The sequence below is a fragment of the Staphylococcus sp. GDY8P67P genome (assembly GCF_017892545.1).
GTDB lineage: Bacteria > Bacillota > Bacilli > Staphylococcales > Staphylococcaceae > Staphylococcus > Staphylococcus ureilyticus.
On sequence record NZ_JAESLH010000004.1, the window covers coordinates 258,596 to 271,905 of the forward strand.

At 32.9% G+C, this 13,310-nt stretch carries 11 protein-coding genes; 5 read left to right on the top strand and 6 right to left on the bottom strand.

Features of this window, described 5'->3' with window-relative positions; all coding sequences use genetic code 11:
• Window positions 1-10: 10 nt before the first annotated feature.
• Both KA833_RS01285 and KA833_RS01290 read right to left on the bottom strand, forming a co-directional pair.
• On the bottom strand, window positions 11-1,156 hold the full coding sequence (locus KA833_RS01285; protein ID WP_210128144.1) for an ABC transporter permease: 1,146 nt from the start codon (window positions 1,154-1,156) through the stop codon (window positions 11-13).
• 2 nt (window positions 1,157-1,158) lie between these two features.
• Window positions 1,159-1,863, bottom strand: a complete 705-nt coding sequence (locus KA833_RS01290; protein ID WP_210128135.1) for an ABC transporter ATP-binding protein — start codon at window positions 1,861-1,863, stop codon at window positions 1,159-1,161.
• Between the two features lie 171 nt (window positions 1,864-2,034).
• Here KA833_RS01290 and KA833_RS01295 point away from each other — a divergent pair, with 171 nt between their 5' ends.
• The 5 genes from KA833_RS01295 (at window position 2,035) to KA833_RS01315 (ending at window position 7,143) form a co-directional block, all read left to right on the top strand.
• Window positions 2,035-2,592: a TetR/AcrR family transcriptional regulator gene (locus tag KA833_RS01295; RefSeq protein ID WP_019468982.1), complete on the top strand. Its 558-nt coding sequence runs from the start codon at window positions 2,035-2,037 to the stop codon at window positions 2,590-2,592.
• 100 nt (window positions 2,593-2,692) lie between these two features.
• Window positions 2,693-3,937, top strand: coding sequence for an MFS transporter (locus KA833_RS01300; RefSeq protein ID WP_046206679.1), 1,245 nt, complete (start codon window positions 2,693-2,695; stop codon window positions 3,935-3,937).
• A 221-nt stretch (window positions 3,938-4,158) separates the two neighbouring features.
• Entirely contained in the window at window positions 4,159-5,439 is a 1,281-nt protein-coding gene (locus tag KA833_RS01305; RefSeq protein ID WP_073344394.1) for a homocysteine synthase, read from the top strand.
• A gap of 481 nt (window positions 5,440-5,920) precedes the next feature.
• Window positions 5,921-6,673 carry a threonine/serine exporter family protein gene (locus tag KA833_RS01310; protein ID WP_064209204.1) on the top strand — a complete coding sequence of 251 codons (753 nt, stop codon included), beginning with the start codon at window positions 5,921-5,923 and terminating at the stop codon, window positions 6,671-6,673.
• Window positions 6,674-6,684: 11 nt separating this feature from the next.
• Window positions 6,685-7,143, top strand: a complete 459-nt coding sequence (locus KA833_RS01315) for a threonine/serine exporter family protein (RefSeq protein WP_046206676.1) — start codon at window positions 6,685-6,687, stop codon at window positions 7,141-7,143.
• Between the two features lie 100 nt (window positions 7,144-7,243).
• Here KA833_RS01315 and KA833_RS01320 read toward each other — a convergent pair whose 3' ends face one another.
• From KA833_RS01320 to KA833_RS01335, 4 genes are all read right to left on the bottom strand, one after another.
• Window positions 7,244-8,140, bottom strand: coding sequence for an ROK family protein (locus KA833_RS01320; protein ID WP_064209203.1), 897 nt, complete (start codon window positions 8,138-8,140; stop codon window positions 7,244-7,246).
• Window positions 8,141-8,246: 106 nt separating this feature from the next.
• Window positions 8,247-9,182: a mannose-6-phosphate isomerase, class I gene (manA, locus tag KA833_RS01325; protein ID WP_046206674.1), complete on the bottom strand. Its 936-nt coding sequence runs from the start codon at window positions 9,180-9,182 to the stop codon at window positions 8,247-8,249.
• Window positions 9,183-9,198: 16 nt separating this feature from the next.
• On the bottom strand, window positions 9,199-11,148 hold the full coding sequence (locus KA833_RS01330) for a PTS fructose transporter subunit IIABC (protein WP_064209201.1): 1,950 nt from the start codon (window positions 11,146-11,148) through the stop codon (window positions 9,199-9,201).
• Between the two features lie 78 nt (window positions 11,149-11,226).
• On the bottom strand, window positions 11,227-13,089 hold the full coding sequence (locus tag KA833_RS01335) for a BglG family transcription antiterminator (RefSeq protein WP_210128133.1): 1,863 nt from the start codon (window positions 13,087-13,089) through the stop codon (window positions 11,227-11,229).
• Window positions 13,090-13,310: the final 221 nt, after the last annotated feature.

Here is a 13,310-nt window from a genome sequence, read left to right on the forward strand (position 1 = left end):
CCACCTATATTTAAACTTTTCTATAACGCTTCATGCCTAAAATATTCAATATCAAGAGTACTACAAAAATACCAAATAATATAAATAAATTGATATAAATATCTTGTATACCAAATCCTTTAATCATGACATCTTGCATAGCTTGCCCCGTATAGAATAGTGGCATCAAATGTGCAAAGTATTGCAACCCCATATTCATCGACGATATTGGTATTAATCCTGCAAATAGCACTTGCGGTACAATTACAAGTGGTATAAATTGGATCATTTGAAATTCTGATGATGCAAAAGTAGACAGCAGTATACCGAAAGTTAAAGCTACGAGGGCCGTTAATACCGTTGTAGCTAAGACAAGCCAAATCGAACCTGCAACAGCTATATTTAACACATATATGGCATATATAACTACTACAAAGGTTTGTATCACGCTAAAAATACCATAACCCATTATATAACCATAAATAATATGACTGCGCTTAATTGGTGAAGACAACAACCGTTCCAACGTCCCTGAAGTTCTCTCTTTTAATAAACCGATGCCAGAAATTAAAAAAGTGAAGAAGAATACGAAAAATCCTATTAAAATGGGATTAATTGTATCAAAATATGTAGCATCTTTATCCCCATAAAAATAATGTGTATTAACTTTTGTTGGCTTGCTGATATTTTGCTGATTATCTGTCATACTTTGACCTGAATTAGCATTATCAGGCATTTGCGATTGAACTTCCTCAAGTGCCTTTTTTAATGATTCTGTATTTTCTTTCATTTGAGTCATATTATGATTGGTTAACCATTTTTGGTTTGTAGAAGCCATGATGCCCTTATCAGTTGGATTGTCATTAGCAAAAGTGACTTCTAACTCATTATTTTGCATATACATAAAACCAGTCAATTGATCTTCTTTTATTTTATCATCTATATTTTTATGGTCCTTAAAATTTTCTATCGTAATATCTTGTGACTGTAATTCATCTTTCAGTGATGCAGGAATATCATGAACGCCTACTTTCACACCATTCGAGTTATCTGAAACTGTAAATATATAATACAGTAATGTTAATATTAGCAAAGGTGCTACTAGTAATAACATTAACGTACGTATGTCTCTGATTGTTTGTTTGAAAATTCGTTTAGTAATATAAAATGCATTCATATTTAGTCCTCCATTTTCAAAAACACATCTTCAATTGATTCAGCTTGATATTGCGTTTTAATATCTTGTGGTGATCCTATTGCAATAATTTCACCATGATTCATAAGTAATAGTCTGTCACAACGTGTTGCTTCATCTAATACGTGAGTTGTGACTAGAATACTTTTCCCTTCTTTTTTGGCTGCATCCAAATCCCTCCATACCGCTTGTCTAAGTTTAGGATCAATTCCAACAGTTGGTTCATCTAGTATCAATATTTGTGGATTTTGTAGAAAACTAATAGCCAAAGACAACCTACGTTTCATGCCACCAGAATAGGTAGATACCTTTTTATCTAATGCTTCTTGAAGTTTTACCATATCACTACAAATTTCCACGCGTTTTTTGATGTCTTTTCTTTTTTTTATATATATACTTCCAAAAAATTCTAGGTTTTCTCTCCCCGTCAAATCTGTGTATAGTGCATCACTTTGAGCCATATATCCAATGTCACCTAAAATTTTTCTATTGGGCATTTCAACTCCATTTATCGTTACCCAACCTACATCAATACGTTCCATTCCTAACATGCATTGGATTAGCGTTGTTTTTCCAGTTCCAGACGGACCAATTAATCCAACGATTTCACCTTTTTCAAAAGCAACATTTATATCTTCTAATACTTGTTTATTACTAAAAGATTTACTTAAATTATTCACTTCAATCATTTCTACACCCCACTTCACAAATAGTGAGTATACACTCACTTTATTGTTATATTACACTTCTAAATATAAAATGTCAAAGTCATAATATGTTGATATTACTTTGACATTTTGCTATTTAGCTGTTAACTTTAAATAGAACGGTCATTCTACTAAGAAGAAAGTGTGAGACGATTGTCACAAAAGCGACAAGATATATTATCAACTGCTGAAAGGTTATTTTATGAATATGGGTTTCGTGGTATCGGCTTAAAGCAAATTATACAAGAAGCCAATGTAGCTACGATGACTTTATATAATCATTTTGAATCTAAAGACAATTTAGTTGAGGCGGTGTTAAAACAACGTGAATCTAGATATTGGCATTATTTAGACACTTATGTTGAAAAACAACCACACCAACCTTTTATTTCTGCAGTCAAAGCACATTGTCAGTGGCTTAATGATCATTCTTATAAGGGTGATATGTTTATGAGGGCTATCGAAGATTATGCGAATACAGATAACGAAATTGAAAATATTGCTAGAGGACATAAACAAAAGTTGTTAAATTACTTAGAGCAATTGGCAAATAATGCTGGTATCGTCAATGGATTGGATTTGGCAATTCAATTCACACTATTACTTGAAGGAACAACCTCAATGACAGCATTACTAGGTTCAAAAAAAGCTACATCGCACGCCATAACTATGGCTGATTTACTACTTAACGAAGCACACAAAGAAATTTAATTCTTAAACGAGCATGAGCATCTTACTTTATATACTCATCTCGTATTTTTTTAAAATTAAAATAGAATGAACATTCTATCTACTAAAGGAGAAATTTATAGTGAAATTTTCTAAACTTGTATTTCCTGGTATAGCTATGATAGCAACAACCTATGGTTTAGGACGTTTTAGTTTTGGTTTGTTTTTACCTGAAGTAACCACTGATTTACATTTATCTGCATCACAATCAGGGATTATTTCCTCATTATTTTATTTATCCTATTGTTTTACAATTATCTTTTCAACATTACAAACTGATAAAATTGGCCCTAAACGTATGATTATATTAGCAGGAATCTCTGTACTAATAGGTTTATTAGGGATAGGCATTTCAACAAGCGCAATCGTTTTATCTATCGGTGTCATCTTTGCCGGTGCGAGTACTGGACTCATTTCACCTCCATATGGCTACACCATTTCTTTATGGATTAAAGTGCATGAACAAGGAAAAGCAAATACTTGGATTAATTCTGGCACAAGTATTGGCCTTATGTTTACGGGTATAACAGCCATGTTCACTTTTATAGATTGGCGACAAACTTATTTTATCTATGCGATATTGGCACTTATCGTTTTACTTTGGAACTATCTCATCATTCCATCATTAAAGCAAAATATTAAAATTCATACAGGTTCATTTAACATTCGTGATATTTCAGCTAGTACACGTATCACGACTGCTTCTATATTATTAGGTGTATCTACTGCAACCTTTTGGACATTTTCCAAATCATTTGTTCAAAATACTGGTAATTATTCTGATATTGCACTTTCACTCTTTTGGATTTTGATAGGATTATTCGGCATGATAGGTGGCATATCAGGTGCAATTATTGATAAACGCGGACTTCGTTATGCATTTAATTTAGGTGTTATAGCACTTGCCATCGCAACAATCGCCCTTGCTTTCACACCCAAAATTTGGATTATTCCCTTTGTATCTGCTGCACTATTTGGTATGAGTTATATATTCTTAACTGGCGTACTTTTAGTTTGGGGAATTAAAATATTTGTTAAAAATGCCTCTTTAGGTATAGGCATACCCTTCTTAATGTTGGCTATTGGACAAGTGATTGGATCTACTTTTGCAGGATTATTTATAGATACGTTTAATTTTATGTTTACATTTATGATATACGGTTTAATTGGTTTTATTCCCCTATTTATTTATCCTAAAGTTGAAGCTCTCGAGAGCAAATTACCAGAAGGAGATTACAGTCAGCTACAACAGCAAAACGCTGAAGTTTTAAATCATGAAAATATGGATGATACACACGATCAATATGCGCATGATCAACATTACTAATATATAAAATTGCCTAGGAAATAATGATTCTAATCGAATGAACAGATTTTGCCTATAAAGTTCCCCATGAATATTGTTACATATTAATATTCGTGGGGACATATTATTTTTATAAACATAAAATTAATCCTTACTTTCTTAGTAAGGATACTTGAAAATAAAAAAGTGCTCTTGTATAGTAATAATTATCAGAAAATTCAAATATATAGGAGGGACAATGTATGTCTCAAAATCATTGGCATTTAGATACTTTATCGATTCATGCGGGTCAAGAGGTAGACGCATTCTCAAAATCACGAGCAGTACCGATTTATCAGACCTCAAGTTACGTGTTCGATGATACAGAACACGCAAGAAAACTTTTTTCACTAGAAGAACCCGGAAACATTTACACCAGAATTATGAATCCTACACAAAACGTTTTTGAAGAACGCATTGCTGCACTTGAAGGTGGTGTCGGTGCCCTAGCCACATCTTCTGGACAAGCTGCAATTCACTTAGCTTTATTAAATATTGTTGAAAGCGGTGATGAAATTGTAGCATCTTCAAATCTTTATGGTGGTACCTACAACTTATTTAATGTCACTTTCAAAAAACTAGGTATTAAAGTACACTTTGTGGATCCAAGTAATCCCGAAAATTTCAAAGCAGCCTTAACGGATAAAACCAAAGCAGTTTATGCCGAAACAATTGGTAATCCTAGAATAGACGTCTTAGATATTGAAAAAGTTGCTCATATTGCGCATGACCACGAGATACCTTTAATTGTTGATAACACTTTCCCAACTCCGTATTTATTACGCCCATTTGAGTATGGCGCTGATATTGTGATACACTCAGCCACAAAATTTATAGGAGGCCATGGCACTTCCATTGGTGGCATCATCGTCGATAGTGGTAAATTCAATTGGGATAATGGAAAATTCCCTGGTTTAGTCGAACCAGATCCAAGTTATCATGGTGTTTCATATGCAAATGATGTAGGCGAAGCTGCTTATATTACAAAAGCACGCGTACAATTATTACGTGATCTTGGTTCTGCTGTTTCACCATTTAATGTACATGAATTTCTAATTGGCCTAGAAACATTACATCTTCGTTTAGAACGTCATTCAGAAAATGCACTTAAAGTCGCACAGTTTCTAGAAGAACACCCTAAAGTTTCTTGGGTGAATTACCCTGGCTTAGAAAGTAATGACTATCATAATCTTGCTAAAAAATATTTACCTAATGGCCAAGGCGCAATTTTAACCTTTGGTGTGGATGGCTCAGTTGAAGATATTGCCAAATTTGTTGAATCTTTAAATTTATTTTCACATTTAGCAAATGTAGGCGATTCAAAATCATTAGTTATTCATCCTGCTAGTACGACTCATTTACAACTTTCACCTGAAGAACAAAAATCATCTGGTGTCTTACCAGAATTAGTAAGATTATCAATTGGTACTGAAAATATTGATGATATTATTTCAGATCTTGAACAAGGCTTACAAATATTATAAAAACGTCTGCATGTCTTTAAGTCATTTGATAAAAATCTAATTCATTCAAAATGATTATGACGGTCTGCAATAGAATGGCTAAAACTTGAGCGAACAAGCTTACATTAAGTCCCACTGACTCAAAACATTTGAGAAGTGGGACTTTAATTGCTAATTAAATGTTAAAGGCTGAAACAATTAACTTTTATCAGCAATATAATATCTAATTGTCTATGTAGACGTCGCATCGATAAAAATAAGACATGTTTTTATACTTGAATTTTATTGATTTAACTTTTTAAAACCTTTAAATTTCATTTTGCTGAAACGATAACGTCTAATCATTACTTAAGACACCTCGCAACGTAACCGCAGACAACCCGAAGGCTAACGTCAGCAATGCATATTGTTTATGCTTTTTACATTTAGTAAATTCTCTTTGAAATTACATAATAATATTGGGATAATAATGATAATTATTTATCAAGTCGGAGGTACGCTTTTGGATAACTACAAAGATAAAGTTACGATGAATGTGATATTACTTGCTGGTAAAATTTTATTGTCATCTGGCGCTGAGGTTTCTCGTGTTGAAGATACAATGAGACGAATCGCCATTTGTATGGGTTATTATAATAGCCAAGGATATGTCATTAATGTATTTATCAATTTTTCATTAAGTGAAGAACACGATACTCGAATTTTGCGTATTGATAAAAACAGTACTAATTTACTTAAAATATTTCAAGTCAATAATATTTCCCGTAAACTTACAGACAATCAACTTGCTATAGAAGAAGCTTTTGAAGCGCTGAAAAATATTGATAGATCCAATTTAAGTATTCCACTATGGAAAAAAGTGATTGCGGCAGGTATTATATCGTTAAGTTTTTTATACTTACAAGGCGGTACTTGGTCTGATGCAATTACTACAATTATTGCTGGTGCTATAGGATTTTTAATCGTTGAGTATATGCAAAGTAAATCACTCACCATGTTTATACCTGAATTTGTAGGTTCATTTATCTTGGGTACGACCGTTATATTTGGTTCAGAACTGTTTCAAGTCAATCAATCTTTCGGACCAGCTATGATTGCCTCCGTTATGCCAATTGTACCTGGTGTACTAATAACGACTGCGATACAAGATTTATTTAGTAGACACATGTTAATGTTTACAGCAAAATTTTTAGAAGCACTCGTCATTGCCTTCGCAATTGGCTCAGGTATTGCGATTGCTTACTTAATTTTTTAGGAGGTCACATAATGACAATTTTATTTACTTTTTTATGTAGCTTTAGCGCATCATACTTTTTTAATGTGATTTACGATGCCCCTAAAAAATTATTTTTTCCAGCTGGGTTTGCTGGCTCAATGGGCTATTTTGTCAGCTACATTTTAGAACAATCATTTGAAATGGATAGTATATATTCTAGCTTACTTGGTAGTTTAACATTAGGTTTGCTTGCCCATATTATGAGTCGTATTTTCAAAGCGCCCGTTGTACTTTTTATGATTCCTGGCATCATTCCACTTGTCCCAGGTAGTATTGCTTTTAGAGCGACACAGCAATTGGTGACTTTAAATTTCACAGATGCAACCAATACCTTTATACGAGCGATTTTAATTGCAGGTTCAATTGCATTAGGATTATTACTTTCTGACCAACTATCTAAAACATTAAACATAAGAAAATATATTTTGATTAAGCGCAACAGACTATAAATCAACTTAAGCATTTTAGACATCAAAAAATAGCGAGCATCTGAAATTTCCATTAAATCATTTCAGATGCTCGCTATCTTTATGAATGTGCAAACTGTTTTTATTGTTCATTTACATAATAAAGACCAGTAAGCACATTTTCTGCCAAATTACTTACTTTAATATGAAATGGTTTGTTTTGAATCAAATGGTGCTTTTGCGCATACGCTTCAATGTTTGCTTTATATGGTAATGCACTTTGTGTAACACCACCACCAAGAATAATATGATATACATTAAAGATATTAAATAAATTCGTACATAGTTGTTGTGTTAGTAACACTACTTCATTCATCATACGACTGATATTTTCATTGTCATTATTCATGTAGATGTCGATTGCTTCTCTAGTACTCACCACTTTTTGTAAAATATCACTCGCTTTACGACTGATCGCTAAACCTGACAGTTCATTTTCAACACATCCAAATTGGTGACACACCGGACATTGATAATCGCTATTATTTTTTATGATAGTATGACCAATTTCTCCAAAATTACCATCAATGCCAGTAACGAGTTGACCATTTCTTATATATGCCATACCAATACCTGTGCTAATTGTTAAGTATATGACATCTTCTACATCTGAATTTAAATATTGATATTCCGCTAATATCGCTGCATCAGTATCATTTACAAAATGTGGTTGAAATGCACTTTGCGCCTTTATAAAATCACCAGCATTAAAGCCTACATATTTCTGTAAATTAGGAGGATTCAAAAACAATCCTTCAGTATAATCACAAGGTCCTGGCATCGCGATATTCAATGTACTTTGCGCTACATTATTATATTTTTTGCTGAATTCATTTGCTATATTAATAATTTTTGTAAATTCTGCTTCCGGGTGATCTACATCCGTCTCGAATTTTTGACTGTCAATCACTGATAAGTCTTGGTCTATAACCCCTACAATGGTTTTCGTGCCACCTATATCTGCGCAAATTTTAAGCATATCCATACACCTCATCACTCATATTATTACTTCAATTTTGGATAAAAAGAGGTGTAGGTTAAATGAATCTGCCTTAACGTAAATCCATGCCCTCACCTCTTAAACATTATACATAACTTATAATCATTGTCATATCACCGTTAAATGCTATGTTTTTATCTTCTGTCGTTAATATAAAATGTATTCCTTTTTCTATTTTATAAACTTCATCATTCGTTTCTACATTACCATTACCCTCAACTATGGATACAAGACAATATGCGCTTGGTTTTTCATAATTTAATGCACCATTGATCATCCAGCGTTCGACCGTGAAGAAATCATTTGAAACAAATTGCGTATATGTTTGCCCTTGTCTCACCTCGTGTTTGGGTGTTGTATTGGGCGAAGTCGCAGCAAGATTAATCACAGCTTTACTCTGCGCTAAATGTAGTTCACGTTGGTTACCTTTGTTGTCAGTGCGCTCATAATCATAGATTCTGTATGTTGTATCGGAAGATTGTTGTGTTTCTAATATTAAAATACCTTCTCCGATAGCATGTACTGTACCAGCAGGCACATAGAAAAAATCTCCCGCCTTCACTTTAACTTTATGAAATAACTTATCAAATTGTTGTTGATCTATCATATCATTCAGTTCATCTTGATTTTCAGCGTTTACACCGTAAATAATTTCAGCATCTTCTTGTGCGTCTAATATATACCAACACTCTGTTTTACCGTATTCACCCTCATACTTTTGGGCATAGTCATTATCTGGATGGACTTGTACTGATAATTTATCTTTTGCATCTAAAATTTTAGTTAGCAATGGAAATTTAACATCACCTGAAACACCAAAAAGTGCTTTATCCTCATTCCACACTTCTTCTAAAGTTTTACCTTGATGCCTTCCATTTTCTATTGTATTTGTACCATTTGGATGCGCCGAAATCGCCCAACATTCTCCTGTATAATCACTTGGAATATCATAATTAAATGTTTTTAGAGCTGTTCCACCCCATATCCGTTCTTGAAATACAGGTTTTAAAAATAATGGCATTGCATGATACCTCCATTTAAATATCTTTTAATATATTATAAATCTGCTTACTATTTGTTGCATTTATTAAATTTTGCCTAGTTTCATCATCCATCAATGTTCTTGATAATCTTTGTAATAATTTGAGATGTGTGTCACTGCTATCACTTGGTACAGTAATTAAGAATATCAATTGAGGTAACGTTCCATCTAAACTTTCCCATTTCACGCCGTGCTTATTATTCATGACTGCTACGATAGGTGCTTTAACCGCATCCGATTTTGCATGAGGAATGGCTACGTTCATTCCAATCGCTGTCGTTGATTCCATCTCTCTCTTTAAGACATCGGATTTTAATTGTGATTGATCTGTAATATACCCTTGTTCATTTAAATTTTCTATTAACTGATCTATTGCTTCATCTCTAGATAAAGTTTGTTTTGAAATATGAATAACTTGTTCACTAAATACACTTTGTTCTTCTAATGCTTGATTATCCATCGTTGAAACACTATTTTTTTCTGTTTCTATCTCATTTTCTGATTGATCCATACCCATTTCAATATTATTCGTATCAACTGCAAGTGATGGCGTTTGTCTTCTTAAAATTAAAACCACACTCATTGTAACGATACTACCAATGATTACTGCAATAAAAAACCACAATATTTGATCAATTCCGCCTAGCACTGCAACTATTGGGCCTCCGTGTGCAACTCTGTCACCTACACCACCAATTGCAGCAATAACGGCAGCTACCATCGCACCAATCATATTAGATGGTATAATTCTAAACGGATCTTGTGCAGCAAATGGTATAGCACCTTCCGTAATACCGAACAATCCCATGGTAAATGATGCTTTGCCCATTTCAATTTCACCTTTATTAAACTTACGTTTATTGATAAATGTAGCCAATCCTAAACCAATAGGAGGTGTACATACTGCAACTGCAACCATTCCCATAACAGCATAGTTACCCTCCGCGATTAATGCTGAACCAAATAAAAATGCTACTTTGTTTACTGGTCCACCCATATCAAAAGCAATCATAGCGCCAACTATTAATGCTAAAATAATAATATTTGTCCCTTGCATACTCTTTAACCAAGTTGTTAAACCTTCAAAAATACTCGCAATTGGTGCGCCAATCAAGAAGATAAAAATTAATCCTACAAGCAATGAAGAGATGATTGGAATAATAATGATTGGCATAATAGGTGCCATCGCTTTAGGTACTTTAATATTTTTTATCCATTTTGCAATATAACCTGCGATAAATCCTGCAACAATACCACCTAAAAACCCAGCGCCTGCATCACTACCATAAAAGCTACCGTCAGCTGCGATTGCGCCTCCAATCATACCAGGTACCAAACCAGGTTTATCTGCAATACTCACTGCAATATACCCAGCCAATATTGGAACCATAAAACTAAATGCTAGAGAACCAATATTTTCAATTGATTTCCAAAAAGAATCTTCTGGTATAACTAAACCTTTTGATGAAGCCTCACCACCTAAAGTTAGAGCAATAGCCATCAATAATCCACCAACTACAATGAAAGGTACCATAAATGATACACCATTCATTAAATGTTGATAGACCATTTGCATCCCACTTTTTTGCTCTTGATCATCATCTTTTTGATTCGTATCCCCATTACGATCATGATGAATATGTCCGTCTTTATCAATGATACGTTGAATTAATTCTTTTGGTTTATGAATGCCTTCACGAACACTTTCATTTATAATTAATTTCCCATCAAAACGTGACAAATCTACTTGTCTATCGGCTGCAATGATAATGCCATCCGCTTCTTTAATTTCTTTTGATGTTAAAACATTTTCTGCCCCTACACCACCTTGAGTTTCTACTTTTATATTGACGCCCATTTCTTGAGCAGCTTGTTCTAACTTTTCTTGTGCCATATATGTATGCGCTATACCATTTGGGCACGATGTAATCGCTAATATTTTCATCATTTCATCCTCCTCACATTCAATTGTAAACGCTTTCTAATATTGATAAAAAAACATAATTGCCGTTATCAACGGCAATTATGTTTTGATTAGTTTAATCATATACTGTTTTAGATGTTGTGCATCCATAGTCATAAGTTGATCGACATCATACTCGTTTAATCCAGCTATCACATGTATGATTTTCTTCATTGCTGAGGTATCAGAATTTGCGATGGCTAAAAAGAACACTAATTTAACTTTATTTTGTTTCCATAGTAAGCCATGAGGGCATTTAAATATAATAACATGTGAACGCAACACTTTCGCAGGATCACCATGTGGCATACTAATACCATTCCCTATATATGTTGAAGCAAATTTTTCACGTTCCAATGCACTCTTCATATAACTTTCCGTAATAGCATGTTGTTTCATCAGCATTGACTGTGCGTTTTCAAAAACATGGGTTGCAGTTTCCTCATCTGTCATCGTTTGAACATCAAATTGAATTGCAGATATTTCATCCTGTTTCAACACAGGGTTTCTTTTATTATTGATAAATGATTTAATGTGATTTATATCATTATCCGAAAGCAAAGGGGATACCTCTATCACGTGTAATGTATTTGGTAAATCAGCAGTGTCAATGGGATGCGTGGTAATCAACATATCAACATTTGAAAAATTGTAATGAGACAGTCTCTCTAATTTTAAAGTATCAACAATATTTATATGACTATCTAGATTCGCAATTTTCACTTCCAACAAACTAGATATTCCTAAACCATAATAACAGGTTATCACAATGTTAACTTCGTCTTTTTTATTACGATCAATAGATGATTGAAAATGTAATGCTAAAAAAGCAATTTCATCTTCTACTAAGCTTAAATTTGAATCTTTAGCCAAGTATTTTACAGTTTCATACAATGCATTAAAAACAAAAGGATAGTATTTTTTGATTTCATCCGTTAATGGATTATTGATATATACATTTTTAGCGATACGCAAATACGCTCTGCTAAAATGTACTTGAATGTTTTCACGTAAAATATTGTCTTGGGTAAAATTGATACCAACTATTTTTTCCATTTGATGAATCATGCGCGCTACATAGCTTTCAACAAAAAAGGTTTCTATACCCAAATCATATTTATTAAAGTAATAACTAATGAAAAAAGAAAATAACTTAGCTGTATCTTTCGATAATCCATAAGCTAATTTATGGTTGATATCTTCTATACACTGCATCGCTATTTCTTCAGCCTCTTCATTTATCACCCATGAATCTTCACTTATCTTTTCCCTTTTTATAATAATGACTAAATGAATGAGTAATTGTTGAATACGCATATCAGAAGTAAAAATATAATGTTGTGCTAATCTGTTTTTAATAATATGACATATGGTTTTGATGTGCGCTTGAGGTATTTCATTAAGTATCAAACCCTCTACTGTCTTTTCATTATTAGACAATTGATTTAAATGTAATATCGCATTCCTTATATTCATTTCATTACCAGTTATGGTAACACCTTTTTTCTTAATGACCTCAACGTTAATATCAAATGATGCACACCAAGCCTTTATTCTATTTATATAATCATTAGCTTCTGCTTTCGTTACCATAAATGCTGATTCTATTTGATCAATGGTAGTGGGTTTCTGATACATTAATAATTCATATCCAATTTTCATTAACTTTTCATTTTCTTTTGTTAAATACGAATGTATCAATGTCTCTAATTCTGTCTCATCATAATGGTCATGATTGAGTTTATATCCTTTCCCTTTAACACTTGTAATCAAGCGATTTATAATTTCACCATTAATGTATTGTATATCATTTCTCACTGTTCTATTGGAAACACTTAAATAATTAGCTATTTCATCTGCGCTTAGGTAATGATTACTGTTGTTCAACAATAACCTAATGAGTTTAGCATGTCTTATCAACATGATTGCACCGCGCTTTCTAATCGTTTAATTTTTTATTAAATTCAATATTAATATTTAAATACATTGTAGCCATACCTTCATATTAAAGCAAGCAGTCACACTATGATACTTCTGACATAATGATGAAACAAAAATATGAGTACAAAATAAAAAAGTGGCAATTTCTATATAAAATCTAGAAATCGCCATTTTTTATGCTATGTGATACTTATGTTTCTCAC

Coding starts and splice junctions, on each gene's coding strand:
- KA833_RS01285 (WP_210128144.1), bottom strand. CDS start 1,156: ATGAATGCATTTTATATTACTAAACGAATTTTCAAACAAACAATCAGA.
- KA833_RS01290 (WP_210128135.1), bottom strand. CDS start 1,863: ATGATTGAAGTGAATAATTTAAGTAAATCTTTTAGTAATAAACAAGTA.
- KA833_RS01305 (WP_073344394.1), top strand. CDS start 4,159: ATGTCTCAAAATCATTGGCATTTAGATACTTTATCGATTCATGCGGGT.
- KA833_RS01315 (WP_046206676.1), top strand. CDS start 6,685: ATGACAATTTTATTTACTTTTTTATGTAGCTTTAGCGCATCATACTTT.
- KA833_RS01320 (WP_064209203.1), bottom strand. CDS start 8,140: ATGCTTAAAATTTGCGCAGATATAGGTGGCACGAAAACCATTGTAGGG.
- manA (WP_046206674.1), bottom strand. CDS start 9,182: ATGCCATTATTTTTAAAACCTGTATTTCAAGAACGGATATGGGGTGGA.
- KA833_RS01330 (WP_064209201.1), bottom strand. CDS start 11,148: ATGAAAATATTAGCGATTACATCGTGCCCAAATGGTATAGCGCATACA.
- KA833_RS01335 (WP_210128133.1), bottom strand. CDS start 13,089: ATGTTGATAAGACATGCTAAACTCATTAGGTTATTGTTGAACAACAGT.